Source organism: Limosilactobacillus panis DSM 6035 (assembly GCF_001435935.1).
GTDB classification, from domain to species: Bacteria; Bacillota; Bacilli; order Lactobacillales; family Lactobacillaceae; genus Limosilactobacillus; species Limosilactobacillus panis.
In genome coordinates this window covers 1-25,868 of record NZ_AZGM01000087.1, presented here as the reverse complement: position 1 = coordinate 25,868, position 25,868 = coordinate 1, and the positions used below count along the sequence as shown (strand labels likewise).

The 25,868-nt window shown below is 51.8% G+C and carries 23 protein-coding genes and 1 other annotated feature; of the genes, 13 read left to right on the top strand and 10 right to left on the bottom strand.

The genetic code is table 11. The annotated features are described in order from the left end of the window. Positions 1-358 precede the first annotated feature (358 nt). The 3 genes from FD32_RS06125 to FD32_RS06115 all read left to right on the top strand — a co-directional run bounded on the left by FD32_RS06125 (position 359) and on the right by FD32_RS06115 (position 3,406). Entirely contained in the window at positions 359-1,903 is a 1,545-nt protein-coding gene (locus FD32_RS06125) for an ABC-F family ATP-binding cassette domain-containing protein (RefSeq protein ID WP_047770238.1), read from the top strand. 10 nt (positions 1,904-1,913) lie between these two features. Beyond that, positions 1,914-2,696 (top strand): putative ABC transporter permease, encoded by a 783-nt coding sequence (locus tag FD32_RS06120; RefSeq protein ID WP_047770245.1) that lies wholly within the window; start codon positions 1,914-1,916, stop codon positions 2,694-2,696. A 110-nt stretch (positions 2,697-2,806) separates the two neighbouring features. Next, on the top strand, positions 2,807-3,406 hold the full coding sequence (locus FD32_RS06115) for a glycoside hydrolase family 73 protein (RefSeq protein WP_047770247.1): 600 nt from the start codon (positions 2,807-2,809) through the stop codon (positions 3,404-3,406). A 66-nt stretch (positions 3,407-3,472) separates the two neighbouring features. On the opposite strand, the gene brnQ is transcribed toward FD32_RS06115, so the two are convergent. Both brnQ and FD32_RS06105 read right to left on the bottom strand, forming a co-directional pair. Further along, entirely contained in the window at positions 3,473-4,852 is a 1,380-nt protein-coding gene (gene brnQ, locus FD32_RS06110; RefSeq protein ID WP_047770249.1) for a branched-chain amino acid transport system II carrier protein, read from the bottom strand. An 82-nt stretch (positions 4,853-4,934) separates the two neighbouring features. Next, positions 4,935-5,171: a binding site (T-box leader), on the bottom strand. A 71-nt stretch (positions 5,172-5,242) separates the two neighbouring features. Beyond that, positions 5,243-6,487 (bottom strand): DUF2325 domain-containing protein, encoded by a 1,245-nt coding sequence (locus tag FD32_RS06105; RefSeq protein WP_047770251.1) that lies wholly within the window; start codon positions 6,485-6,487, stop codon positions 5,243-5,245. Positions 6,488-6,622: 135 nt separating this feature from the next. On the opposite strand from FD32_RS06105, the gene FD32_RS06100 reads away from it, so the two are divergent. Continuing rightward, the gene (locus FD32_RS06100) at positions 6,623-7,702 is read left to right on the top strand and encodes a DHHA1 domain-containing protein (protein ID WP_047770253.1); all 1,080 of its coding nucleotides are present in this window, start codon (positions 6,623-6,625) and stop codon (positions 7,700-7,702) included. Between the two features lie 66 nt (positions 7,703-7,768). Here the strand turns inward: FD32_RS06100 and FD32_RS06095 are convergent, their stop codons facing one another. The 6 genes from FD32_RS06095 to FD32_RS06070 all read right to left on the bottom strand — a co-directional run bounded on the left by FD32_RS06095 (position 7,769) and on the right by FD32_RS06070 (position 15,910). After that, positions 7,769-8,404 (bottom strand): DUF421 domain-containing protein, encoded by a 636-nt coding sequence (locus FD32_RS06095; RefSeq protein ID WP_047770255.1) that lies wholly within the window; start codon positions 8,402-8,404, stop codon positions 7,769-7,771. Between the two features lie 12 nt (positions 8,405-8,416). Next, positions 8,417-8,860, bottom strand: a complete 444-nt coding sequence (locus FD32_RS06090) for a DUF3290 family protein (RefSeq protein ID WP_047770257.1) — start codon at positions 8,858-8,860, stop codon at positions 8,417-8,419. A gap of 75 nt (positions 8,861-8,935) precedes the next feature. Next, complete coding sequence (locus FD32_RS06085) at positions 8,936-9,580, bottom strand: HAD family hydrolase (RefSeq protein ID WP_047770260.1); 645 nt, start codon at positions 9,578-9,580, stop codon at positions 8,936-8,938. After that, positions 9,567-12,221, bottom strand: coding sequence for an HAD-IC family P-type ATPase (locus FD32_RS06080; protein ID WP_047770262.1), 2,655 nt, complete (start codon positions 12,219-12,221; stop codon positions 9,567-9,569). The genes FD32_RS06085 and FD32_RS06080 overlap by 14 nt, the downstream gene beginning before the upstream one ends. A gap of 308 nt (positions 12,222-12,529) precedes the next feature. Further along, positions 12,530-13,441, bottom strand: a complete 912-nt coding sequence (locus tag FD32_RS06075; RefSeq protein ID WP_047770264.1) for a proline-specific peptidase family protein — start codon at positions 13,439-13,441, stop codon at positions 12,530-12,532. Between the two features lie 69 nt (positions 13,442-13,510). After that, positions 13,511-15,910: a Xaa-Pro dipeptidyl-peptidase gene (locus FD32_RS06070; protein WP_047770269.1), complete on the bottom strand. Its 2,400-nt coding sequence runs from the start codon at positions 15,908-15,910 to the stop codon at positions 13,511-13,513. 148 nt (positions 15,911-16,058) lie between these two features. On the opposite strand from FD32_RS06070, the gene FD32_RS06065 reads away from it, so the two are divergent. Genes FD32_RS06065 through FD32_RS06050 form a run of 4 tightly spaced genes read left to right on the top strand, consistent with a single transcriptional unit; the run spans position 16,059 to position 19,844 of the window. After that, on the top strand, positions 16,059-17,150 hold the full coding sequence (locus FD32_RS06065) for an ABC transporter ATP-binding protein (protein WP_047770270.1): 1,092 nt from the start codon (positions 16,059-16,061) through the stop codon (positions 17,148-17,150). Then, positions 17,150-17,959 carry an ABC transporter permease gene (locus FD32_RS06060; RefSeq protein ID WP_047770271.1) on the top strand — a complete coding sequence of 270 codons (810 nt, stop codon included), beginning with the start codon at positions 17,150-17,152 and terminating at the stop codon, positions 17,957-17,959. Before FD32_RS06065 ends, FD32_RS06060 begins: the two co-directional genes overlap by 1 nt. Then, complete coding sequence (locus FD32_RS06055; RefSeq protein WP_047770272.1) at positions 17,956-18,774, top strand: ABC transporter permease; 819 nt, start codon at positions 17,956-17,958, stop codon at positions 18,772-18,774. The genes FD32_RS06060 and FD32_RS06055 overlap by 4 nt, the downstream gene beginning before the upstream one ends. After that, entirely contained in the window at positions 18,771-19,844 is a 1,074-nt protein-coding gene (locus FD32_RS06050; RefSeq protein ID WP_047770274.1) for an ABC transporter substrate-binding protein, read from the top strand. The genes FD32_RS06055 and FD32_RS06050 overlap by 4 nt, the downstream gene beginning before the upstream one ends. Before the next feature lie 158 nt (positions 19,845-20,002). On the opposite strand, the gene FD32_RS06045 is transcribed toward FD32_RS06050, so the two are convergent. Further along, positions 20,003-21,310: an MFS transporter gene (locus FD32_RS06045; RefSeq protein ID WP_047770276.1), complete on the bottom strand. Its 1,308-nt coding sequence runs from the start codon at positions 21,308-21,310 to the stop codon at positions 20,003-20,005. A 127-nt stretch (positions 21,311-21,437) separates the two neighbouring features. Beyond that, positions 21,438-22,829: an APC family permease gene (locus FD32_RS06040; RefSeq protein WP_047770278.1), complete on the bottom strand. Its 1,392-nt coding sequence runs from the start codon at positions 22,827-22,829 to the stop codon at positions 21,438-21,440. A 115-nt stretch (positions 22,830-22,944) separates the two neighbouring features. Here FD32_RS06040 and FD32_RS06035 point away from each other — a divergent pair, with 115 nt between their 5' ends. The 5 genes from FD32_RS06035 (at position 22,945) to FD32_RS06015 (ending at position 25,794) form a co-directional block, all read left to right on the top strand. Beyond that, positions 22,945-23,367 carry a bis(5'-nucleosyl)-tetraphosphatase gene (locus FD32_RS06035; protein WP_047770280.1) on the top strand — a complete coding sequence of 141 codons (423 nt, stop codon included), beginning with the start codon at positions 22,945-22,947 and terminating at the stop codon, positions 23,365-23,367. Further along, entirely contained in the window at positions 23,360-23,926 is a 567-nt protein-coding gene (locus FD32_RS06030) for a guanylate kinase (protein WP_047770282.1), read from the top strand. Before FD32_RS06035 ends, FD32_RS06030 begins: the two co-directional genes overlap by 8 nt. 48 nt (positions 23,927-23,974) lie before the next feature. Further along, positions 23,975-24,412 carry a Fur family transcriptional regulator gene (locus FD32_RS06025; protein ID WP_047770283.1) on the top strand — a complete coding sequence of 146 codons (438 nt, stop codon included), beginning with the start codon at positions 23,975-23,977 and terminating at the stop codon, positions 24,410-24,412. 75 nt (positions 24,413-24,487) lie between these two features. After that, a complete protein-coding gene (locus FD32_RS06020; protein ID WP_047770285.1) occupies positions 24,488-24,943 on the top strand; it encodes a hypothetical protein in 456 nt (151 codons plus the stop codon). Positions 24,944-24,960: 17 nt separating this feature from the next. Further along, positions 24,961-25,794, top strand: a complete 834-nt coding sequence (locus FD32_RS06015) for a DUF6681 family protein (protein WP_047770287.1) — start codon at positions 24,961-24,963, stop codon at positions 25,792-25,794. Positions 25,795-25,868: the final 74 nt, after the last annotated feature.

Genomic DNA, 25,868 nt, shown 5'->3' with positions numbered 1-25,868 from the left:
GTCCACATTGCAGGACTCCCATTTTGAAAGCAAAATAAAAGTCCGCATGTGGATCCATGCGGACTGAATGAATGTCAAAATCAGCCGGCACAGATGCAATCTGCTTTTCAGGTTGCATCCATGTCGAATCAACCTGAAATTACCGGCTTTGCCAACGATTATTTCGAATGTTGAACTGATTCTGCTTCATAACATTTACTCCCTAATTAATAATTGCTTTTAGTATAGCTAAGGTCATTTCCGGTGTCAATAACCAATATTAAAATTTTCTCATCGTTTGTGGCCGGGTGACTAATTGCTGATTGCGTCTTGCCTGTGCTACCATGAAGTAAGTTTACTATGACATAAGGAGAAAAGAATGGCTGTATTAGATGTAGAAGGACTGACGATGAGCTATGCCGACAAAAAGCTCTACGAAGACGCCAGCTTTCAACTAGAAAAACATGAACATATGGGGATTGTCGGCCAGAACGGGGCTGGCAAGTCAACTTTGATTAAGATCTTGATTGGCAAGGTCCTCCCGGTGAAGGGGTCAATCAAGTGGCAAAAGGGGGTCAAAATTGGGTACCTGGACCAGTACGTTGACATTCCTAAGGGGATGACGCTGATCCAATTTCTCCACACGGCCTTTAGCGACTTGTACCAGCTGAATAATGAGATGAATAAGCTCTACGAAGACTACGCCACCAAAATGGACGACAAGCTCCTGACCAGGGCGGGACGCATCCAGGAAAAACTGGATGCTAACGACTTCTACAACATTGAAACCGAAGTTGACCGGGTAATGAATGGTCTGGGATTAGTAGAAATCGGCAAGGATCACGTTGTCTCCGAGATGAGTGGGGGCCAGCGGTCTAAGATCATCCTCGCCAAGATGCTACTGGAAAAGCCGGACGTCATCCTCCTGGACGAACCGACAAACTACCTGGATACGGCCCACATTGAGTGGTTGATTGACTACCTGAATGATTTCGACGGTGCGGCGATGATCATCTCCCACGACTACGACTTTTTAGAGCAGGTTACCAACACCATCTGTGACGTATCGTTCGACAAGATCACTAAGTACCGGGGAAGCTTCCAGCAGGCAATGCGACAAAAGGAAGAGCGCAAGGAAGCCCAGGAACGCGAGTACGAAAAGCAACAGGTGGTTATCGAAAAGGCGGAACGGTTTATCCGCAAGAACAAAGCTGGGTCCAAGTCGACGATGGCCAAGTCCCGGGAAAAGATGCTTGCCCGGATGAAGAAGATTGACCCGCCTTCGGATAACCTCAAGGCGGTCTTCCACTTCCCGTATGAAAACACCGGGTCCGCCAATGCCTTGCGGGTTAACCAACTCTCCGTGGGTTATGGGCACCCCCTGCTGGCGCCAGTTACCTTTTCAATGACGATGGGCGAAAAGCTCCTCTTCACCGGGTTCAACGGGGTCGGTAAGTCAACTTTGATCAAGTCGATTTTGAAAAAGATCCCGGCCCTGGGTGGAAACGCCGTCTTTTCACCGTCCGCCAAGATTAACTATTTTGACCAGGACCTGGAATGGGATGACCCCCGGTTAACACCGCTCCAAACGATTCAGAATATGTTCCCGACAATGCAGCCGCGGACGATCCGGACGAAGTTGGCCCGGGCCGGAATTAACGCGACCAACACCCAAAAGCCCCTTCACCTCCTTTCTGGTGGGGAGCAGACCAAGGTTAAGCTTGCCATCCTAGAGTTGACGCCATGCAACTTCCTGATTATGGATGAACCGACGAACCACCTCGATGACGAGACCAAGGATGGCTTGAAAAAGGCCCCCCAGGAATTTCCGGGGAACTTGATCCTTGTCAGCCACGAAGAAAGCTTCTACACTGGTTGGCTCGACAAAATTCTGAACGTGGAGAAACTCAGTTTGAAGAAATAGGAGGGAAAAAATGCCGTATACGATATCAGAGCTTGTTGTGCTCTTTTTTACCTACTCAGTGGTCGGCTGGTTATGGGAAACCTTTTATTGTTCCATCAAGGACCATCACTATGCTTACCGGGGCTTTCTGTTTGGCCCCTACTGCCCGGTCTATGGCTTTGCCGTAACCACGATTCTGGTAGCGACCTATAACGTCCGCAACAACCTGTTCTGGTTGTTCGTCATCGGCATGATTGTGGCCAGTATTTTTGAATACTTTGCCAGTGTTTTTCTGGAAAAGGTGTTCCACATGAAATTGTGGGATTACTCCGACCTGTGGGGGAACCTGCAGGGACGGATTGCTCCGGCCATTTCTCTATTTTGGGGGATCGGGGTCGTCCTCTTGGTCCGCTTTATCCAGCCGCTGATCCAGCAGGTGATCAACTGGGAAGAATCCTGGACCCATGGCTTCTTGGCCCTGTTCATCACTGTGGGGATGGTTACCGATACGGTAATGACCATCTTCAGTATCAGACACTTCCACATGACTACCAAGCAGTGGGACCAACGGATCAACGACTTCCAAGAACAGCTTCGTCACCGGATCCGGACGGCGGCCCAGCCTGAAGAACGGGCACTTAGGAAGCAGCAATTGGCCAACTGGCGGGAGTCCTTCCTTACCCACTTAGAGAAGCGTCCTGAGCAGTTGTTGCGGTGGAACGAACGGCGGATGATCAAGAGCTTCCCTAAGATGCGGGTTCTTGATGCCAAGCGCTTCAACCAGATTAAGCAGGACCTCTTCTCAAATAAGTAATTACTTTGATGATTTTCTGAAGATTATTCAAAGGTCAGGACATTTCTTTACCAATGTCCGGGCCTTTTTCGTATAATGGCGAATAAATATTTTGGAAAGAAGTTGATCGGATGGCTCACCACCAAAAGATTCTCACTGTCCTGGGCACCGTTATTGGGGCCCTAATCCTGGTGCTTTGCCTGTGGGCGGCGATTGCCAACTACCACAAGCGGACCAACCAAGTTGAGCAGCATTCCCCCAACATTACTACCACCGCTTTTATTAAGAAGATTGCCCCAGCGGCGCAGCGGGAACAGAGACGCTACCATATTCCGGCCAGCATCACGATTGCCCAGGCTGGTCTGGAATCGAACTGGGGCCGCAGCCGGTTGGCGGCAAAGTACAATAACCTGTTTGGCATCAAGGCGACGTCCAAAACAGACCGGGTAAAGATGACCACGACAGAAAACGTCAAGGGCAAGACAATTGAGGTTAAACAGTACTTTCAAACCTACCGTTCATGGGCGGATTCAATCAACGCCCATACCCAGCTAATTGTCAACGGGACGGCGGACAACCACGCCCGCTTTCGAAACGTTCAGAAGGCTAGCAACTACCGTCAAGCGGCCGTGGCCTTGCAGAAGGGCGGGTACGCTACTGACCCGAATTATGCTAACAAGCTGATTTACGCCATTCAAAAGTTCCACCTTGATAAGTACGATCGTAAGTAGGACAAAGAGGCCTCCAGGTTCGGATGCACCGAACTTAGGAAGCCTCTTTGTGCTATTTTATAGTTTTTAGTTCAACTGCGTCTCGTTGCTGGTAACGCGTTGCCGGCGGAACCAGTGGAAGAACAGGCCGACGACCAAGCCAACCAGTGCCGGGACTAACCAGGATAATCCCATGCTGGCCAGTGGTAGGGCGCTTCGCCAGGCAGCAACCATTTGACCAAAGTGACTTGCACTGACGACGGCTGGGAAGGCGACCACCATGTCACCCAGTGCCGGGACAACGGTAAAGAGGACAACGAAGAAGTAAACCACCCCGTCCCGGTGGAAGAGTGGGGAACTAACGGATAAGAGGATCAGGACCATTGCCAGTGGGTAGAGGAACATCAGCATTGGTGTTGACCAGGCGATGATTTGGTCCAAACCGAAGTTAGCGGTTAAGAAGGATGCGAGGCAGCTGAGGGCCAACCAGGTGTGGTAGCTGACCTTTGGGAAGTGCTTGTGAAAGTCCTGGGCGAAGGCGGCCACCAGTCCAACGGCGGTGGTCAGGCAGGTAACGGTTAACAGGAAGGCTAAGACGACTTGGCCAAAGGCACCGGCGTAGGCGTTAACCAGCTGGTTGAAGGCCACCCCACCATCAGCGGAAACCTTAAAGCGACCGAGGGACATTGCCCCCAGCAGGATCAAGAGTAAGTAAATCAAACCGATTCCACTAACGGCTAGGACCCCCGACTTAGCAACGACCTTGGAGACGTCCTTAGCCCGCCGTTGACCCATGGAGCGGACAGCAGTGACGACGGTTACCCCAAAGGCCAGTCCGGCTAAGGCGTCCATCGTGTTGTAACCTTCTAAGAAACCGTTAGTGACGGCACCGTGAACGTAGGCACTAGTAACGGGGGCATTGACCGGGTTACCGAGCGGGTTCGCAAAGGCGACTACGAAAACCAGGAAGAGGAGTGCCAAGAAGACGGGGTTCAAGACCTTACCAACATTGGCCAGGATGTTATTTTCCCGGTAGGAAAAGGCGAAGGCGGCCAAAAAGAAGAGGGCGGAAAAGAGCAGCAGTGCCCAGCCCTGGGCAGCCTTTGGCAAAAACGGTGCGACCCCAACGGTAAAGGAGACCGTTGCCGTCCGTGGCGTTCCGAAGAGGGGACCGATGGTAGCGTGAATTAAGACCATGAAGACGAGGGCAAAGCCGGCACCCAGTGGGCGGCCGATGTCGTAAACCCCTTCTGCCCGGGTAACGGCAACCGCGAGGACCGATAAGAGGGGAAGAAGAACCCCGGTTACTAAGAAGCCCAAGGCGGCAGGACCCCAATTAGCACCAGCCAACTGGCCGAGGTGCAGGGGGAAAATAAGGTTCCCGGCACCGAAGAATAAACCGAATAGTAGCGAAGCAACAACTAAGTACTGTTTGAATGACAACTTAGGTGATGTTAAATCACGCATAAGAAATCCCTCCTCGAATAAATAGATATCAATAATTGCTCTGATCCCAATAAAAAAGTCCCTTAACCAACTTTTACATTGGTTAAGGGACGCATTAGCGTGGTACCACCCTATTTTCAGGCTGTCATCAAACAACCTCTTCACGTACGGCTAAATAGCGATACGCTGACACGATAATGGGTGTTACCACCTAGTCTTACTGGATTTTAAGATTAGGACTCGAAAGTGATTTTCTCCTCGCCGTTGGACTGCCTCCTCACACCTCACGAGACTCGCTGATGTCGCTGGCAAAGGTACTCTTCTTTCTCATTGCGATCAAATAATTAAATTGTTGTTTATTATTCTAACCATAATTTAATAAAAGCCAACAGGAAATTTGAATTTTCTTACCTAGTCAATCTTTTCGCTAGCGACGGCGTAGGCAGGATCGCCGTTCAGGGCCCGACCAACTGCCCGCTCAACGGCAGTGTTGGAGGTAACGTTGGCGATGGCCAGTGGTTTGTCGTAGCGCTTAGCATGGTGGTTGGCGAGCTGGCTGATCCGGTGGTGGATTGCATCGATGCAGACAATCACGAAGTCGGCGTTACGAATCTCCCGCTTTAGGGTGCTGGAGGAAACCTTTTCTTCTGCCGAGGCGTCGAGACCGTGGAACACACCGTGGTGCTTCGTGATTACTGGCTTAAGGCCCTGGACCTTGTCACGCACCCCCGTAATTACTAAGACGGTGCGTTGCTTGAGGTCATAGTCAAGCTTCTTTTCGTAATCGTGGCGGGTATTGGTAACCTTCTTGACCTTCTTTGGCTTAGCCGGTTGCTTCGTGGTATCAAAGTCGGTCTTTTCATGGATCCAGCGAATTGAACCGTCGGCTGCATCCTTCAGACCATTGCCCCGATCATAGTAGGCATAATCGATGACCATCCCGGCCTTCAAGTCGCGGCCCGGATATTTGAAGGGGTCCACAACGACGGTGTTGGCGGGGGCAGCATCAAGGATTGAGTTTTCCTTCATGGTGCTGCTGATCTGCAGGACATCAGACCCCGGAACGGTGGTCAGCTTGGCGTACTCCAGAACGTTGATCTTCTCGGGTTGATAGTCGGTGAGGTGGTCGCTGGTGACCCGACGAATGGCGGGCAGCCCCCGGACCGTTTGCTGGGGGTCTAATTCCACAATATCCCCGTCTTCAACCGGGAATGGGAGGTGGTGGAGAATCGCCTCAGAGTAATAGCGGTGGTTAATTTCGGCCCCACTTAGCTTCCGGTGAACGAGGTAGCGGTTATCGGCAGCCAGACGCTCTTCTTCAGTAATTTCCTTGGGGGCCGCAGCCTTATTTTCAGCGGGTCGGACATGAACTACCGGTTTTGCGTCCGTAACTTCCTTGGCAGGGCCCGTTAGCAGTGACTTTAACTGCTTTTTAGCGGCAGTTGGCAGGGGTTGCTGGTCCCGGTTTACCTGGTGCTGGTGAAAACGGGGCTTTTTAACGGCGGGCGCTGGATGGCTGCCCTGGCCGCCAGCGTAGTGGTTGAGAATATTAAGGATGGTTGTTAGGCTACGCTGGGCTTGAAGCAGACTTGCGGGGTCGCTACTGGTGTTTTCCAACAGGGTGATCAATTCCTGCCGGTAATCATATATTTTCATTGAGCATTGTCCTTTCTAAAACTTCACTAATGTTAATCATACCAATTCCTGTACCTAATGTCAGTTGATACGCTATGTGCCTGGGCGGGCTTACGGTATAATAGGGACAAAAGAATTAATTAAGGTGGTCATAAGATGGTTAAACGGTTAATGAAACTTTTTTCGCATAATGATTTAGATGGGTTTGGGGCCCCGCTTTTGCTGAAGGCGGTGCAGCCGACAATGTTTGCTGACGTGGAGTTTGACATGACAAACTGTGGTGCAGGACGGATTGATGACGAATTTGCCCGCTGGTTGAAGAGCCCAGAGGCGGGGCGCTTTACCGATGTTTACATCATGGACATGACCCCCGACAGCGACTATACCTTCCAGCAGCTAAATGCTAACTTTGCCAACCACTGGCTCGTCTTTGACCACCACGAGAGTGAAGAAGCCCTGCGGAAAAAGTATGCTGCTAACAGTGTCCTTCCCGCTGATCCCCAGGTTAACCCCAGTGCGGCAAGCCTGGTGTGGGACTGGCTCCAAAAGCAACCCCACTTCAATGACCTGCCGGAACAGCGGCGCCAGGACTTAGCTTACCTGGTTGAACTAATCCGGGCTTACGATACCTGGGACTGGCAAAACGACCCCGACATGGGGGATGAGGAGCGGACGGCCGCGGATGACCTTGACCAGCTCTTCTGGTTCTACCCCCTTCAGGACTCGGCATCTTTTGTCATGGATGTCTTTAACGCTGGCTGGACCAAGTATCGGGAGGCCAACCAGCTCTTGATTCGGACCCTTAATGAGCGACGGGCCAAGTATTTAAAGGGACACCTGAAGGACGTCCTGAAGACGAAGCTAGATGGGCACCAGTTTGGCATTGTCTACGCCAGTGACTATAAGTCCGAAATTGCTCACGAGCTTCTTGACCAGAACCCCGACGTGGACGCGGCTCTGGTTATCAGTCCCGTTAGCGTCTCCCTCCGTAGCAACGGCAAGCTCGACGTTGCCAAGTTCGCGGAAAAGTACTTTGGTGGTGGTGGCCACGCCGATGCCGCTGGTGGCCGCCTGACCGTTAACCCGATTAAGGTTGGTGAGCAGGCAGTTGCCGACGAACTTGCCCAGACGATCAAGAACCATGAGGACGAGCAGCAGACGACGGAGAGTACCCTGGCGGATAACCTTGATCCGGTAGTCGCTGCTAAGATGGCCGCCCTGTTTAAAAAAAATTAAGTACACACTAGGCCTGCAGTGCGCAAATTCGCTACTACAGGCCTAATTTGTACTTTACAATGTTTTCTAGTCGTTCGGGTAGGCGACGAGGTGTAGGTGACCATGGATGTATTCGCCGAGGTAGATATCATTAATACTCCGGTACCCGGCCTTGGCGACCGTGGCGTTCAGCCACCGCTCGTCGTGATGGATTAGTTCCAGGACGTCCTGGTTGATTTGCCCGTCATTGATAATCGGGAAGTGGACGTTTTGCTCATCATTTTCGATGACCACGAGCTGACCGTTTTGTTCGAGGATCCCGCTCTTGACCTGGCTGACTTCGTAAACACCGTGGCGGCGAAAGCGGAACATCAACTCGTTGGCGGTAATCCCGGCCCGCATGCAGTTATCGACCAAAAGCTGGCCGTTTTTGATCAGCAGACGGGGCTGGCCATCGACAATTTTGTGGACAACGTTATTGTGTTCCTTAGCAAACTTGATGATGAAAACAATTACCGTCCAGATTAAGAGGACCATGAGAAACTGGAGGACGGTGACGTCGTTGTTGTAGATAATGCCCCCAATGATGCCCCCGAGGACGTAGTTTTGGACCTGGTCGATTGCCGAGTTCGGCGCCAGGTTGCTCTTACCAGAAATGTTAATTTGAAAGATCAGGCAGATCATTCCAAGGACAAACTTAATTGTGACTAGTCCGTAATCCATTTTGCTCCCTCCTTAGTGTTGGATATTAACCTTATGGTCGACAACGTGGGCCCGGGTAAGGGTATAGTTATCACCGCTGGGGCTCATGTTGACCCGGTAATCTTTTCCCTTGAAGCGGACCAAGATCCCATCGGTCAGGGTAGTGGAATTAACCACGACCTGGCTAGACTTCAGGCCATGGTCCTTGGCAACCGCCTGGATAAACGGCCGCATCTGCAGGGATTGGGACCGCTGGGTAACGGTCCGTTCCAGGTTGGTAATTTGTAGTCCGGTGAAGATGAGAAGGAGCAGGAAGAAAATGATCCCCAGATCCCGGTTCCGTGTCCGTAATTGGTGGCGGAGGTAACGGATCGTGTTGAAAATTACCAGGAGCAGCAGCACCACAATGGCAATGTAGTTGATCAGACTGGTTACCTGCTGCTGGTGTAGAAAGAAGCTTTCACTATAAAAGGTCATCGTTAGGTCCCCCTCAAATAATATTTCCTTATGAAAATAAGACTGGAAAAAGTAAATTTCCAGTCTTATTTTATTTTAAATCTTAAGTAGGTCCATTGGCGAATGCAAGGGGTAGTCGGCATCCGCGATTGATTCCGGATTAGCGGACCCGTAAAGGGCACCCGCAAACTTAATGCCAGCGGCCTGGGCCGCCTTTTGATCGTTAATTGTGTCACCAACGTAAACACAATTTTCCGGGGCCACCTTCAATTTGGCAATGGCCGCCAGTAAGGGCGCGGGATCCGGCTTGTGTTTAACTGTATCCGAGGAGGTAATTGCAACCTCAAAGAGGCGGGCAAATGGGTACTCGGGAACAAAGTGAGTCTCGTATTCGTGACGAAGCTTGGAGGTTGCCACGGCAAGGTGGTTTCCTTTGACCTTGGCGAGCGCGGCTAACGCTTCCGGAACCTGGTCGATCACCTTGACCAAGTTTTTCCGCTTATACGTGGCTTTAATCCACTCCTTTTGAATGGTTTCCCGTTCATCGGAGCGGACCCCAAAGATACGGAGGGCGTCGGCACCGGTAATCCCGAAGAGTTTTTTCATCGTTGGTAACTCATCTTCCGGTGCAATGTGGTAGCCATATTGCCGCAAGATGGTAATCATTGGCGGCATGTACATATCAAAGGTGTCAATCAGTGTTCCGTCAATGTCAAAAATAAAGTTATTAATTTGCCCCATTTTCGTTTTCCTTTCTAAAACGAATCCATTTGTCGGCTTCGACCACCAGCATGATCAAACAGGAGAAGATAATCACCGCCAGCCATTCTACCAAGCTAATCCCGGTAACGTGGAAGGCCTCCTGCATGAGTGGCGTGTAGGTCAAAATCAGCTGGAATACTAGCATGATCCCAATCACGGCCCACACCTGGCCGGTAATTGTTTTAATCTGCTTGAGACCATTGCCGGTGGTCCGAATGCTAAAGAAGTAGAAGAGTTTACTGATGACAATTACGTTAATCATCATCGTTGTTGCGTTGATAACACTTGCGTCGTGACCAGTGAACCAGTCGTAAGCAACGAGGGCGAAGATTGCCATTAGCGCTGAAACATAGCCTATCTGGATGAGGTCGTGACGGTTCATCAATTTAGATGACACCGGACGTGGTGGTCGCTTCATTAACCCCGGTGCGGCCTTCTCGAAGACAAAGGCAAACTGGATGGTGATGGCGGCCACCAGGTTGATCCAGAGCAGCTGAACTGGTTGGAGGGGAACCTGCTGGGCGGTCAGGATTGAGAAGGCCACCACGAGACCTTCGGCAAATGAGGTCGGCAACAGGAAGAGGATACTCTTCTTGATGTTATCGTAGATCCGCCGTCCTTCTTCAATGACCGCCGCCATGGTTGCAAAGTTGTCATCACCCAGGACCATGTCGGCGGCGTCTTTGGCAACGTCCGTCCCCTTGATCCCCATGGCAATCCCAATGTCAGCCTGCTTGAGGGCCGGGGCGTCGTTGACCCCGTCCCCGACCATGGCGGTAACGAGTTGGCCCCGCTGCAAGGCGTCAATGATTTCCAACTTGTTTTGCGGTGTTGTCCGGGCAAAAACCTGGTTGTCCTGGGCCGCCTGGGACTGTTCTTCGGCAGACAACTGGTCCCACTGGGCGCCAGTTATCGCATGAATTTCGCCTGGGGCCAAGCCCAGTTGCTGGCCGATCGCCCGGGCGGTTTGGGGGTCGTCCCCGGTAATCATTTTAACCGCTACCCCGGCATTATTCATCGTCTTGAGGGCGGCAATGACTTCTTCACGGGGGGCGTCTTGGAGGGCGGCCAAACCGAGGAGGTGGATTCCCTGATAAAGATGGTCGTGTTCAATCTCCATCAGGTTTTCACCCCGAACAACTCGGTAGCCCAAAGCGATGACCCGCTTTCCTTCAACTGACCAGTCGTTGACCCGCTTAGCCCACTTTTGGACATCAAAGTGGGGATCTTCCTTGGCGGCCATTTCGAACAGTTTGTCGGGTGACCCCTTGATGAAGATGACCTGCTGGTTATTCTCCGTGTTGCGGGTCAATTCCGCGATGTAGCGATAGTCAGAATCAAACGGCAGGAGGTCTTGGGGCTCGTAAGCAGATTGGTACTTGGCCCCCAAGAGCTTGTGATAGAGGGTTAAGAAGGCACCGTCAGTCGGCTCACCATTGATCACCCAACGCCCATCCTCCTCACTAAGGACCGTATCGTTGGCCTGAAAGCCCGCCTCTAGCAAGAGCTTGAGATGGTCGTCGACTTCAACCTGGTGACCGTCTTGCATTAGCTGTCCCTGGGGCGCGTAGCCGGTTCCCGTAACGGTGTAATGCTGGTCACCAGACCACAGTTCAATAGCAGTCATCTCGTTCTTCGTTAATGTCCCCGTCTTATCGGTGGCGATTACGTCAACGGAGCCCAGGGTTTCCACGGCCGGCATGGACTTAATAATCGTCTTGTAACGCTTGGCCATCTTACTTACCCCGAACGCTAGGATAACGGAGGTGGTAGCGGGCAATCCTTCGGGGATAGAACCCACCAGCATTGCCACCACCGCGAGGGCCAGGGCTGGCAGTGAGTAGATTTGCAAGAAGAAACCGATGATGAAGATGATGACGGAACCGATAATCGTGATGTAGGAAACAATGGTCCCCACCCGGTCGATTTCGCGTGTTAACCGGGTCTTCTTCGGCTTGATGTGGGCCACCTCTTGGGAAATCTTCCCAATCTCGGTGTGTTCACCGGTGGCCACGACCACCCCGAGTCCGCTCCCGCTAGTTACGGAAGTGGAGGAGTAAGCCATGTTGACCCGGTCGGCCAGCGCCTCGCCGGTTTTAATAACCGAGTTGGTTTCACCAGTTAAGGCCGACTCCTCGATCCGCAGGTTATCAGCGGACACAATGCGCAGGTCGGCGGGCACGTTATCCCCGGCTTCTAAGAAGACAACGTCACCGACGACCAGGTCACTGGCGTCGATATCCTGCCGTTTGCCGTCACGGTAGACGGTCGCGTGCTGAGCCATCATTTCCTTGATTTTGGCCAGTGCATTGGCGGCACTCGTCTCTTGGAAGTAGCCAATCAAGGAGTTAAGGACAACGACGGCGAGGATAACAACCGCGTCCGTATAGTGGCCAATCATGATGGTTAACAGGGTCGCAACCAGCAGGATGTAAATAACAATGTTGTTAAACTGGCGCAAAAAGATTTTCCACTTGGGGGTCGGCTTAACTTCCAAAACATTTTGCCCGTCCTTTTGCAGGCGGGCCGCGGCCTCTTGGCTGCTAATCCCCTGTGTAAATTCTTTGAGGCCAAGTTGCTGTTTAATTTCAGCAGTGGTTAGTTGGTATTTTTCTTTCATCTTTTTCCCCTAGAGTTGATAAAGCGACATTGCGACAGGCCCGGCAACTGATTAGCGGGCGGTGAGTGTTGCTTTAAGTTTTTGCAGTTTCCTCCCCCTTACATGTTTACTTACTAATAATATCCTACCATATTCCCCTAGCTGACTTGGTGGAATTTAGGGATTCTTAAAACATTCAAGGAAATGTTGCAAATTAGGTGGGGCCCTTAATTTGAAGAATAAAAAAACGCCCCGATTGCCTAGTAATGGGCGTTGCTGGTCGATACCGACAATTGCCCACCACTAACCACGGAGTGCGCTTTTAGGTTTTATTTGTTAAATGTACCGTTTTCGACTTGGCGAATGAAGTCAGCCAGGTGCTTGTAGTAAACGTCAGGGTTATCGACCATGTGGTGGTGACCACCGCCCGGCGTAGTAACAAACTTGGCGTTCGGGATCAGCTTAGCCATCTTTTCACCGGTGGCGATTGGCATCGTTTCGTGCCCACCAAAGGTGATCAGGGTTGGCACCTTGATGTTCTTGAGTTGGGCACGGAAGTGCCAGCTCTTCAGCTTACCAGTGATGACAAACTCGTTGTCCCCCTGGAAGACATTGTAAACCGCGTCGCCGCCAATGTCCTTGAGGTGGTAGAGCTTAGAGGGTTGCTTTCGGTCGACGAAGTTCTCGTTCATGACCTGAACGTATTCCTGGTACTTCGGGTTGCTGTAGTCGTTGCGTTCTTCGCAGTCCTTCATAAAGGCGACTGCTTCCTTCGGCAGGGTTTGATTACGGAGGGCGTTGACGTGTTCGACATACTCGTCAATCTCATCAACCATTGAGGAGATGATTGCACCCTTGAGGTGTTGACCGTACTTGACAGCGTACTCTTGGACAAGCAGGCCTCCCCAGCTTTGTCCAATTAAGTAGAAGTTATCTAGGCCCAGCTTTTGCCGAACTTCGTCTACTTCATCCAGGAAGTACTCGTAGGTGAGGTACTTCTTGGCAATTTCAGGGTCAGAGTAGTCCGGCTGGTCGGAGTAGAGGGAACCCAGCTGGTCATACATGGTGACCTGGACGTTTAAGCCCTGCTTCTTCAACTGGTCAGCGGCGTCTTCCCAGTATTCATGGTTGCCACCAGGGCCACCGTGGAGTGCGAGCAGGTGAATGTCACCTTCACCCTGGGTGTTCGTCCATAAGTGGTAACCGTTATCGAGGGTAATGATTTTTGTTCCTTGCTTCAAATTGATCGCTCCTTTTTTCGTGAGACAATAAATACTATTTTAACTCACTTTGCAAGAAGATGCGAAAATTTACCTTTCTTCCTGACTGCCGGGGATGGTCAGGGTTGCCCTTTCAAGGGGCAGGGTGTAGGTGATGTCTTCGTTACCGCGGAGGGTAAATTCGTAGTCGGTGCTGTAAATAATCAGTCCCAGTTGGTGACCCGCTGCCAACTCATGGAAGATTGGCTGGAGGTCAAGGGAAACATCCACCAGCTGGCCCGCACGCAAATCCTCGGTCTGGTCCGGCCGGTGGCGGTTCTGGAGGTTAATGTGGCCGCTGCTGATCATCTTATAGGGGCTTGCTTCTTTTTGAAATTTGAACTCACGAAGGTCATCACTGGCCCAGTGGTAGCCCAACGGGAGCCCGCCCCGGTTGATCAAGACGGGAGAGGTGGTTAGGCGCTTGGTACTTCCCCAGTCAATCAGTTCTGCACTGATCATTCCATGGTCTTCCGACGAGGCAACCTGGAGACTGAGGTGGGGCGTACCCCGCAAAATTAGACTGTGGTCCAGCTTGTCACTTATGAAGCGACAACTGAAGTGGCCATCATCCTTGACCAGGGCTGCTTGCCACTTTGCCGGTTTCCTGCACCAGGCCTGGTAGTCAGCGGGGGACCGCTGGTCATTGAATTGGCAAGTGGCCGATTCACCTGCCGCGCTGGTCAGCCGGCCCGCCTGCAAGTGGTAGATGACGGGCTTCCCGGCGGTCCACTGGTCGTAAGCCGTCCAGGTCTCCGGCAGCTTGTTGGACTGTACCAGAACGTTTGGTAAGGCGTTGTCGGCGTTATTATCCACCGCCCAGAGCTTGTTAGCCAGCCAGAGGTTGACCATTTCGGAGAAGTCCAGCGACTGGAAGGCATTGATGTAGATGTGCTGTCCCTGGTGGAGAATAAGCTTGCTGGTTACGGGCATTTCTTGTAGCCGGTCGGCGAGGGCCTTGACGTTGCTGGGCTTAACGTTCGTGTCGTTGAGACCGTGGACCATCATTACGGCCGCCTTAATCTTAGAAATGTTGGGCCGGTAGTCCCGGTTGGCCCAGAAGGCGTTATAATTGCCGGTCTGCCGGTCCATCGCGACCGCTAGCTGCTTGATGTATTTGAGGTAGGTCGGCTTAATGCGTTGGAAATCGGCGGGCCGCTTAGTCCGGCTAAAGGTCTCGTTTGCCAGTGTGTCCGCGTCTTCACCCTGGAAACCACCGGCCGCCCGGACCAGGCCGTTTTCCCGGTAGTAGTCGTACCAGCTGGAAATGGCGGCTTCACTGATGATTGCCTTGAGCCCGGCAACCCCGGTGGTGGCCACTGCGGTGGAGAGGGTTCCTAAATAAGAACGCCCAGTCATTGCCACGTTACCGTTGCACCAGCTGGCGGTGGTCAGTAGGCCGCTGTGCCGGTCAGTAAATGCCCGCCGGTCGCCATGCAGCCATTCCACGACCGCCTTCATCGCGGCGGTCTGCTCGGGTGACCCACAGGTTTGCAGGCCATCAGAATCCTTCGTTCCGATTCCGGCGGAGTAGACGATGGCGTACCCCCGGACAGCCAGGTAGTTGTTCAAGGTATAAGCCGGGGTGCTAGTAAAGGTTGCTGTGGCGTGCGGGGCCGTTCCCTTGACTGCTTGGCGGGCAAAGTTCGTTGGAAATGAGGCTTCCACGGGTGCCTGGTAGTTAGGATTCTTGTGGTGGAGCTGGTGGTTCACGTTATGGGTCGACTTTTCACCCCACTCGTCATTGGTCCCCTGGTTATACGGACTGGCGGTGAACACGGCTGGGAACTTCTTAACGTTTGATTCTTGGGGCCGGATAATTTCCGCCTTAACCAGGTCGGCTTGCCCGTCAAAGTCAGTATCCATGCCCGTTTCAACGTAAACGACCTCCCGGATAAACTCGTGGGGGTCGAAGCAGGCCAGGGGCTTGCCGTTGAAGAAGAGGGGCTTATCCGTGACGGGCAACTGGTATGTCCACTTCAAGAAGCCCTGGCTGGTTAAGCTATCGATTAGCGTTTGACCGTTTTTTCCCCGGGTATTGAGCAGGAGGTAAATGGCATCAACCACGTCAGCCGCGCTCCACGTGTCGTGGTCGCGACGAGGTAGGTTCACCTGGTCCCAAAATTTCAGGGGATCATTAAGGGTGAAATCTACTTCCGGTTCAAAGTTGAGCAGCTGAAGGGCAACCCGGTAAAAGACCGGGGTGGTCAATGCCGCGTTGCCGGCGAGCCAGTCGTCAACCGCAACCGTCGGGGTGGCAAGAATATCGTGAAGCCATTCCTGACCAGTAAGGGGGCTGTCAATCCCACCATGCATCCGTAAGAGGAGGAATTGCCAAAGCTTGGCTGCCGATATCGCCATGTCCCCGTCTTTGAGGAGGTGGATGGCTTGCAGCTCGGCCTGCTCTTGCTGTGGTTCGGCGTTGATGATACTAAATTGGTTGATTTTCATGAAAACACCCCGTTTGAAAATAATTACCTGTATTATCGCACTTATCCGGTGGCCACGGTAATTTTTCGGGCTTTGACAACCAAATTTATGCCGCGACCAGGTATAATTTAATTGATTTGCTAAATTTAACTAAGACGAGGATATACTGATGACAGAAAATATTATGGAATTCCGCCATGTTGGTAAGCAATACGACGATAACGTTGTCCTCCGCGACATCAACTTCAAAATTGAGGCGGGAAAGTTTTATACCCTCTTGGGGCCCTCGGGATCGGGGAAAACGACCATTTTGCGACTAATTGCCGGTTTTGACCAACCGACGAGCGGGGAAATCTACTTTGCTGGCCAAGAAATTAATGACGTGCCTGCAAACCGCCGCCAGGTCAACACCGTCTTCCAGGATTACGCCCTGTTCCCCCACATGAACGTGGCTGAAAACGTCGCCTTCGGCCTCCAGATCAAGGGGGTCAAGAAAAGTGAGATTAAGCGCCGGGTCGATGAGGCTTTGCAGCTGGTGCAACTAGCTGGCTACGGGGCCCGGGAAATCACTGCAATGTCGGGGGGTCAGCGGCAGCGGGTGGCGATTGCCCGGGCAATTGTCAACGAGCCCCAGGTATTGCTATTGGATGAGGCCCTGTCAGCGCTGGACCATAAGCTGCGGGTGCAGATGCAGACCGAGCTCCGTCAGCTGCAGCGTAAACTGGGGATCACGTTTATCTTCGTTACCCACGACCAGGAAGAGGCCCTCGCGATGAGTGACCAAATCATGATCATTAACGATGGCAAGATCCAGCAGAGTGGCACGCCGGTTGACATCTATGACGAGCCGCTGAACCACTTTGTTGCCGACTTTATCGGGGAAAGTAACATTGTCCCCGGAATCATGAAAAAAGACTACCTGGTTGCCATTAACGGCCAGGACTTTAAGTGTGTGGATGCGGGGATGCGGCCCAACGAACGGGTCGAGGTCGTCATCCGTCCAGAGGACCTCGACATCACCACGGTTGAGCAGGGGCAGTTAGTGGGGACGGTCGACACCCAGCTCTTTCGGGGAGTGGACTACCAGATTACCGTTCACGATGTCCGGGACCATGTCTGGAAGATCAACTCAATCCATAAGACCACTGTCGGCGCCCGGGTAGGGATTAGCTTTGACCCCGAGGATATTCACGTGATGCGCTATAACGAAACGGAGGCCGACTTCGATGCCCGGCTGGACAGCTACGAGGAGGGCGAATGATGCGGCAGAAAACACTCTTCATTGTTCCCTACCTCCTGTGGATCGTCCTCTTCGTCTTGGCACCATTAATCTTGATCTTTTACCAGTCCCTATACAATATCAACGGGCAATTCACCCTGGATAACTACACGACTTACCTGACGTCCGGTGTCTACTTGAAGATGACCTTTAACTCGGTCTGGTACGCCTTTTTGATTACCCTGGTCACCCTGGTAATCAGCTACCCGACGGCCTACGTCTTGAACCGCCTGCATAACAAGCAATTCTGGCTCCTGTTGGTGATTTTACCCACCTGGATCAACCTGCTGTTAAAGACCTACGCCTTCATTGGCCTCTTTAGTCGGACGGGGTCGATCAACCAGTTCTTGCGCTTCGTGGGCCTGGGGAGCCACCAGCTCCTTTTCACCGACGCCAGCTTTATGTTTGTTGCGGCCTACATTGAGATTCCGTTTATGGTCCTGCCAATTTTCAACTCGCTGGCCGAGATCAACCCGTCCCTGATCAACGCTAGTAAGGACCTGGGGGCCAGTCAGTGGCAGACCTTCACGAAGGTCATCTGGCCGCTTTCAATGCCTGGTGTTAAGGCCGGAATTCAGGCGGTTTTCATCCCCTCCCTCTCCCTCTTTATGATTACCCGCTTGATTGGTGGAAACCGGGTGATTACCCTGGGGACCGCAATTGAAGAGCACTTCTTAACCACCCAGAATTGGGGGATGGGGTCGACAATCGGCGTTGTCCTGATCATTGCCATGTTTATCGTCATGTTCGCAACTGGTGAAGCCAAGCAGAAGGGAGGGCACACCCGGTGAAAAAGCATCATTTCTCCTGGTCGGGATTGTACCTGACCATTGTATTCATTATCCTGTATGCCCCAATTGTCTACCTGGTCGTTTACTCCTTTAGTGCGGGGACCACAATGGAAAAGTACCATGGCTTTTCCCTGCGCCACTACGCCGACCTGTTTGCCGACACGCGGATGATCACGATTGTCTTCAACACACTGATCGTTGCCCTGCTAGCGGCACTGATTGCGACCATTGTCGGGACACTGGGAGCTTTGGCGATTAAGGAGACCCGGGGAAAAGTCCGCAACAGTCTTTTGTCCCTCAACAACGTCCTGATGGTTTCCCCCGACGTCATCATTGGGGCCAGCTTCTTGATCTTCTTCACGATGTTGGGAATCCGGCTGGGCTTTGTTTCGGTTCTCTTGAGCCACATTGCCTTCTGCATCCCCATCGTGGTGCTGATGGTCCTGCCCAAGCTAAATGAGTTGTCACCAACCCTGGTGGACGCCGCCTATGACCTTGGGGCTAGCCGGTGGCAGGCCCTGTCCCAGGTTATCCTGCCGGCAATCACCCCGGGGATTGGGGCCGGTTTCTTCATGGTCTTGACCTATTCCTTAGATGACTTTGCGGTGACCTTCTTTGTGACGGGGAACGGCTTTTCAACCCTCTCCGTTGAGATCTATTCCCGGGCCCGGCAAGGCATCAACCTGGAGATTAATGCCTTGTCAGCCCTGATGCTCCTGGCTTCGCTCCTGCTGGTCGGTGGTTACTATTTAATCAGTAAGCACGGTGGTCGCCGTCACCGGGTTATTGCGGTTAAGGAGGGGGATGCACAATGAAAAAGCTGTTGACGATTATTGTTGGCATCCTCGCCCTGTGCCTGTTACTGGTTTGCGGGGAATACGCCTTGAACCACCGCGGAAACACGGGTGGGCACCGGGTCTTAACCATCTACAACTGGGGTGACTATATTGACCCGGCCCTGATCAGCAAGTTTGAAAAGCGGACCGGGTACAAGGTTGACTACGAAACCTTTGATAGCAACGAATCAATGCTGACGAAGCTCCGCCAGGGTGGGACGAATTACGACTTGGTTATCCCCAGTGAATACACCGTCCAGCGGATGAAAAAGGAGGGTCTGGTAGCCAGGCTGGACCACCAAAAGTTGCCCAACCTTCGCTACATTGACCGGCAATTTCTGAACCGCTCCTTTGACCGGGGAAACGAGTACTCGGTTCCCTACTTCTGGGGCACACTCGGCATTATTTATAATGACCAGAAGATCAATGCTGGTGCCGTCCAGCACTGGGAGCAGTTGTGGAGCCCCCGGCTGAAAAACAACGTCATGTTGATTGATAGCGCCCGTGACGTCTTTGCAATTGCCCTGATTACCCAGCACCAGTCAGTTAATACCAAAGACTTCACCAAATTAAAAAGGGCGCAGGGACATTTGAAGGCCCTGACGCCGAATGTAAAGGCAATTGTTGCCGATGAGATGAAGATGTACATGGAACAGGACGAGGCGGCCATTGGGGTTACCTATTCGGGGGATGCCCGGGAAATGATGGACGTCAACCACCACCTCCACTACGTCGTCCCTAGCGAGGGAAGCAACATCTGGTTTGATAATATGGTCATCCCTAAACGGGCCCAAAACAAAGCGGCCGCTTACGCCTTTATCAATTTTATGCTGGCGCCCGCCAATGCCGCCCAAAACGCGCGATACGTTGGTTACGCCACCCCTAACTGGGCGGCCAAAAAGCGCCTTTCGAAGAAGATAACTAGCAACCAGGCGTTTTACCCGCCGCAAAAGACGATGCGCCACCTGCATACCTACCATGACCTGCCGTTGAAGACTTTGGGCGAGTACAATGACCTCTTCCTTGAATTCAAGATGTTTGCTAAGTAATAAAATAGAAGCTGGGAAAAAAGCATCAAAGTGCTCCGTAACTAGACACTAGGAGCACGCTTCGACGCGGAGCAAGCCTATTTGGTTTTTCCGCGATTACTGTGTAATATTCGGAAAACTAAAAGAGGCCGGTGAGAAAACAAAGGGCTATTTTTTTATTATTTACGAAAACGAGGTGACGTTTCTGGTGCCCAGAAGATGCAGATCAGACCCCCAACGATGAGGACGGCGGTGCAGACGATCATTGCCAGGCTGGCCCCACCGATATTGGTCAGGATGGGGAGGAGGAAGGTGCCGCTGGCCGCCCCAATCCGGCTAATTGTAATGCAGGTCCCGACACCCGTGGCCCGGACCTTGATATCAAATAATTCTGTCGGGTAGGGGTAGTCGAGGACCAACCCCGCTGACAAAATGACGGCAAAGAAGGCGAAGAGGGTGATCATCACGACATTAGGGAAGTGGTTCCCAACAACCATTAAAACCAGGGCGAGCGCGGACAGGAAGAATGTCCCAATCAGAAAAGCCCGCCGACTGATGTGTTTGAACAATGCGGTCCCAATTAAGACCCCGATGAGGACACAAACGTTGTAGATGACCCCGGAAAGGTTGCTGTTACCCATCTGCATGCTGGTTAAGAGGATGGGTAAAAAGATACTAATGCCGAAGAAGGAGAAAGCCTGGCAGGCGTAAAAGAGGCCACCAACAAGGGTCCTCCGGCGGTACTCCTTAGTAAATAGCACCTTCCAGGAAATGTTGTCGGGGGCGGTACTCTTAATTAGCTTCTTTGAAAGGCCCCACTTCTGACCCAGGTTTTCTTGGATTACCTTTTGGGCCTGGTGGTTGTTAACGTGGGTGGCCAACCAGCTCGGGGATGCTGGCAAGCTGTAAACGGACCGGTAAATGGCCGTAATCAGGCCGGGGACCACCGAAGAAGCGAGGATAACCTGCCAGTTGTGACTGCCAAAGCCGGTAATCATGATCCCGGCGATGTAGGAAGCGATGAAGCCAATTGTCCAGTAGATGATGAGGTTACTCTGAGCCCGGCCGGCCACCTTTTCCGGCATCCATTCGACTAGCCAGGCGTTACCGACGGTGTAGTCGATGGCAATCATTAGCCCAATCAGCACCCGGAGGATCAGGAGTCCCCAGGGATTAGCGGTAAATAGTTGGAGCAGTGAGAGAATAGAGAAAAGGTACATGTTGATCATCAGCATTCCCTTCCGGCCGGAGCGGTCGGCGATTTTTCCCATCAGGGCGCTTCCAGCCAGGCCAATTGGGCTGCCGGCACCAATGAGGCCAACCCAGAAGTTATTCAGGTTGGTCACTGTTTGGGCTTGGGCAAGGGCCGTTCCACTGATGCCGAGGGCGTACCCGCATGATATTTGTCCAAGAATTAAGGCGAGATAGTTTCCGCGGTGGGTGGGCAATACTGGTGCTTTCTTGTAGTCTTTTTTCGTATTATTCATAGCTTACTTGGCCGGTAATTTAGGCCAAATAAATTGTCCCTCCTTGTGAAGTGAATTATTACTACCCTAACAAAAAATCAGGAATGACGCAAATTAGACGGATCATTTCTGATGAAAGATTGTGAAATTAACGGTCCTGATTTAGCTTACTGTGCCGGTAACCGTAACTGAAGTAGATAATCAGGCCAATTCCAAACCAAATGCCGGCACCGATCCAGGTTTCCTTGGAAAGCATGGTCATCATTGCCAGGCAAGCCAGGCCGGAGATGATTGGCAAAACCGGGTAGAGGGGAACTTGGAAGCCCCCCTTGTTACCGATGTCCTTCCGCTTCCGCAGGGGGATGATCCCGAAGGAAACGAAGAGGAAGGCCAGCAGGGTCCCGATGTTAACCAGGCTGGTCAGCTGGTCTAAGGAGACGAACCCGCCCATGATAGCAATGATCAGGGTTACGATCCAGAGTGCTTCTTGGGGAACGTGATGGTGATTGTCGATTTTAGCCAGGAAGGAAGGGAGGAGTCCATCCCGACCAATGGAATAAACCAGCCGTGAGCTGGAGTAAATCATGGTAACCATCATCGTGAACATCCCGATTAAGGCCCCGATGGAAAGCAGCTCGGCAATCCATCCCTGGTGAACGGCTTCAAGGGCAAAGGCTACCGGGTTAGCCACGTCAAGTTTCGTGTACTTAACCATCCCGGTCAAAACAACTGAAACGGCCATGTAGAGGACGGTCGCAACTACTAAAGTTCCGATGATTCCCATTGGCATGTTTCGCTTGGGGTTCTTGACTTCTGCGGCAGAGGAGGAGACGGCGTCAAAGCCTAGAAAGGCGAAAAAGACGACCGTGGCCCCGTGGAAGACACCCTTCATGTGGTAGGGAAGAAATGGGTGGTAGTTGGATGGCTTGATGAAGAAGAGTCCCACGAGGACAAAGATAATGATGATGGCCAGTTTGATTGCCACGGCAGCGTTGTTGATCCGCATTGAGGATTGCATCCCCTTAGAGAGCATCCAGCTAATCAGCAGGACAATGATAATGGCAACAATGTTGACGTAAGTGCCGTGGGCCGGGTCAAAGGGACCGGAGACGGCTTTGGGCAATTTCAGACCGAAACTGGCGATAAACGAGTTGAAGTAAGCGGCCCAACCGGTTGACACGGAGGCCACCGCCAGCATGTATTCCAGGACAAGGGCCCAGCCGAGAATCCAGCCAAAGAATTCACCGAAGACCACGTTCCCGTATGAGTATGCACTTCCGGCAACCGGTAGTGCTGAGGAGAATTCAGCATAACACATGGCCGCGAGCGCACAGACAATTGCTGAGAAGAAGAACGACAGGGTGACACCAGGGCCGGCAGAGTTAGCGGCAACGGTCCCGGGAAGGATGAAAATCCCGGTACCAATTACCGCCCCAATCCCTAGGGCCATTAAGTCAATGGCCGTCATTGACTTAACAAAGTGCTTGTCGACCCCGAGGTAACGATCAAGACTTTCTTTCCGCATAATGTTTAAGCGCATCTTTAAACCACCTTTGCTATAATGTAATGTGAATTATCATTACTGATAATGATACATACTACTAACATTAAAAGTCAATGAGAAAAATTAATTTTTTATTAAAGGAGAACCTGATATGGCAATCGAAGTAACGAGTGGTGCAGTAGTATACCGTAAAAAGGATGGGCAGCTTGAATACCTGCTCTTAGAAAGCCAAAACAAGGGTCACTTCTGGGGATTCCCCAAGGGCCACGTTGAAGGCAACGAGAGTTTGAAGCAGACTGCTGAACGGGAAATAAAGGAAGAGACCCAACTAACCCTGCCAATTGACACGAGTTTTTACGTCTACACGGAATACGACCTGCCAAATGGTAACCATAAGCAGATGACCCTCTACACGGCTGACCTGACTGCCAATGAAGATATTCACTTACAGGCGGAAGAAATCCGGAACTGCGGTTGGTTTAACTACCAGGATGCCCGTAAGCAACTGACTTATGACAACCTTAAGCAACTCCTTGACCAGGTCAACGACCACCTGACGAAGCAAGATGACTAATCAGGACCAGGTATTTGTCGTTTGTGGTGCGGCCGGTTCGGGAAAAACGACGGTTGCCAGCTACCTGCAGAAGCATTTTGGTATGCACCGGGTGATTACTCATACCACCCGGGCACCCCGTCCTGGTGAACGCGACGGGGTTGACTACCACTTCGAAGATGATACATCGATGGGCCAGCTCCACTTGCTGGAGTCAGTCACTTACGACCAAGCCCAATATGGTTCCTCAATGGAGAGCCTTGAAGAGGGCTGGCATCAGGGACGTGCTGACGTGATCGTCCTTGATACGAAGGGGGCGCTGACCTACCACCAGGCCCTTGGTGACCGGGTGACGATTATCTTTTTGACCGTCAGCAAGCTGGACGTTCTGGTACGCCGGATGACCGGCCGGGGTGACCAAAAAGAGGCAATTCGGTCCCGGCTCAAAAGTCGTGAATACCAGCGAGACCTCCACCTGCCACACTACTTGGAACATATCGCCCACGTGATTGTCAACGATGGCTGGACCCAGACCGCCGAGCAGCTGGATGATTTGGTGGGCAAAATTGTGTCAGTATAGGTTCTTCGGTGGTAAAATGAAGTTTCCAGTAAAAGAGGTGTGGGGGATTTGGAAAAGTTAATTAGTGATGCACGGGCTAAGCTCAAGGCCAACCACATGCACTGGACTAAGCAGCGGGAGATGATGCTGGCCCTAGTCAGCAAGGATCCAGAACACTACCAAGACATTACGACAGTTGACCAGGCCCTCCGGAAAGCCTATCCCGGCCTTAGTCATGACACCATTTACCGGAACCTCAAGGCCTTTGAACGACTAGAGCTGGTCGAACTCCGCCAGCATAATGATCAAATGCAGGTCAAGTACCGGTGCGATGCGGCTCACCACCACCACTTCATTTGTGAAGTGTGTGGTCGGGTGCAAGAAATTAAAATGCCGCCGTTAGACATGCAATTTTATGAGCAGCAGCTTCCCGGCGCCAAGATTACCGGACATACCTTCGAGTTACGGGGGATTTGTGCGGATTGCCGGGCCCGACATTTGAAATAAAAAATTTCACCTTTCCTTAACATTTATTTTGGGTAAAATCGGTTAAGATATAATTTGAGAAAAGGAGAATCAAAAATGGCAGCAAAAATACCACCACTGGTGACACCATTTGCGTTGGTATCACTAGTACTAGCCTTGGGCGCAACCAACGTTGTTGTTAACAAGGCAACCCACACAACAGAAGGGGCCAAGATTATCTCAACTTCCCGTGTCCGCCAAAGTAGTGATATTGACCCGGATAACGACCGGGATAACAGCAGTGAAAAGGACGCTAACTCTGATTCTGCGGACGATAATTCGGTAACGAAACGGTCGGATAGCGACAACCAGACGGACGGTGATGACCAAACGACGACCCGGAATACCGGCGATAATGATAACAACACCACCCGGTCGACGAATAATAATACTGGCGGGACGACCTCAAATAATCAGACCAACAGCACCAATAACGGTGGTGGAACTGGCAGCGGTAATAGCGGTGGCTCGACCGGTGGTAATACCGGTACTGCAACCCAAAGTAACCAATAAGGAGGTGTTGAATTACCATGTTTAGTTTCCTTGATATGATAAATTCATCTCTGAGCTACTTTAACCTCGATGTGAAGCTAAAGAGTCGGATCTACATTGGGATCGCGACCCTTGGTGACATCTACTTGGTTTACGTTACCTTCCGCCTGTTCATGAACCACGTTTGGATGCGGGCCTTTCTGTACTGCTTAGCGATGGTTGCGATTACTTATTTCTTATACCTGAACTTTGTTTACTATTTTCTGGGGAGGACCTCAAAGCTCGACTACTTTTCTCCCCGTTTTGCTAAAATTACGGGACAGAAGTTTGGCAATACCGAACCAAAGGACAACGGGCAACAGCAACTGGCCCAGGTAATGGCTAACCAGTCTAACGGCTTATTTACGGGTGACAATACTATTCCCGCGGTTGTGAAGATTGATAGTTATGAACAGCATAACCTCCAAGAAGTGGTAAACCAGTTGGTCGACAATGGCATCTTTGCCAACGACTTTAATGGCCTCGATGATAACCAGGTAATTGATAAGTATAGTGAAACGGGTAAGCCGGTTCAGGCTTTAAATACCAACGCCGTGCCGCCATACTTCGAACTGGTCCACGACAAGATTCGTCACCGGTTGGAAATTTACATTGGAATTAACCAGATGGAACGGCGGGCGGTTGGTCACATCATCCGGATTGGCCCAACTGATGTCCGGGATGCCCACCAAAAGTACCGCATTTACCTTGCCGGTTTACTGGTAACTGATGGCCCCAACAAGATTCCGGGCCGGCGGGGGTCCACGATTTTGACGACCGCCGACTACCACCTTCAGGCCCAGGTTGCCTACCGTGAGCGGGATGAACGATAAATAAAATAAGAATGAACTAAAAAAAGGGGTTGTGACAAAAAGCCTCTGAATCAGAAGCTCCATTCGGAATTTAA

Bases quoted from the DNA above. Each gene is read 5' to 3' on its own strand.
- FD32_RS06045 (WP_047770276.1), bottom strand. From the start codon at position 21,310: ATGAATAATACGAAAAAAGACTACAAGAAAGCACCAGTATTGCCCACC.
- FD32_RS06125 (WP_047770238.1), top strand. From the start codon at position 359: ATGGCTGTATTAGATGTAGAAGGACTGACGATGAGCTATGCCGACAAA.
- FD32_RS06065 (WP_047770270.1), top strand. From the start codon at position 16,059: ATGACAGAAAATATTATGGAATTCCGCCATGTTGGTAAGCAATACGAC.
- FD32_RS06100 (WP_047770253.1), top strand. From the start codon at position 6,623: ATGGTTAAACGGTTAATGAAACTTTTTTCGCATAATGATTTAGATGGG.
- FD32_RS06085 (WP_047770260.1), bottom strand. From the start codon at position 9,580: ATGGGGCAAATTAATAACTTTATTTTTGACATTGACGGAACACTGATT.
- FD32_RS06060 (WP_047770271.1), top strand. From the start codon at position 17,150: ATGCGGCAGAAAACACTCTTCATTGTTCCCTACCTCCTGTGGATCGTC.
- FD32_RS06115 (WP_047770247.1), top strand. From the start codon at position 2,807: ATGGCTCACCACCAAAAGATTCTCACTGTCCTGGGCACCGTTATTGGG.
- FD32_RS06030 (WP_047770282.1), top strand. From the start codon at position 23,360: ATGACTAATCAGGACCAGGTATTTGTCGTTTGTGGTGCGGCCGGTTCG.
- FD32_RS06095 (WP_047770255.1), bottom strand. From the start codon at position 8,404: ATGGATTACGGACTAGTCACAATTAAGTTTGTCCTTGGAATGATCTGC.
- FD32_RS06035 (WP_047770280.1), top strand. From the start codon at position 22,945: ATGGCAATCGAAGTAACGAGTGGTGCAGTAGTATACCGTAAAAAGGAT.
- FD32_RS06080 (WP_047770262.1), bottom strand. From the start codon at position 12,221: ATGAAAGAAAAATACCAACTAACCACTGCTGAAATTAAACAGCAACTT.
- FD32_RS06120 (WP_047770245.1), top strand. From the start codon at position 1,914: ATGCCGTATACGATATCAGAGCTTGTTGTGCTCTTTTTTACCTACTCA.
- FD32_RS06105 (WP_047770251.1), bottom strand. From the start codon at position 6,487: ATGAAAATATATGATTACCGGCAGGAATTGATCACCCTGTTGGAAAAC.
- FD32_RS06090 (WP_047770257.1), bottom strand. From the start codon at position 8,860: ATGACCTTTTATAGTGAAAGCTTCTTTCTACACCAGCAGCAGGTAACC.
- brnQ (WP_047770249.1), bottom strand. From the start codon at position 4,852: ATGCGTGATTTAACATCACCTAAGTTGTCATTCAAACAGTACTTAGTT.
- FD32_RS06015 (WP_047770287.1), top strand. From the start codon at position 24,961: ATGTTTAGTTTCCTTGATATGATAAATTCATCTCTGAGCTACTTTAAC.
- FD32_RS06070 (WP_047770269.1), bottom strand. From the start codon at position 15,910: ATGAAAATCAACCAATTTAGTATCATCAACGCCGAACCACAGCAAGAG.
- FD32_RS06050 (WP_047770274.1), top strand. From the start codon at position 18,771: ATGAAAAAGCTGTTGACGATTATTGTTGGCATCCTCGCCCTGTGCCTG.
- FD32_RS06040 (WP_047770278.1), bottom strand. From the start codon at position 22,829: ATGCGCTTAAACATTATGCGGAAAGAAAGTCTTGATCGTTACCTCGGG.
- FD32_RS06020 (WP_047770285.1), top strand. From the start codon at position 24,488: ATGGCAGCAAAAATACCACCACTGGTGACACCATTTGCGTTGGTATCA.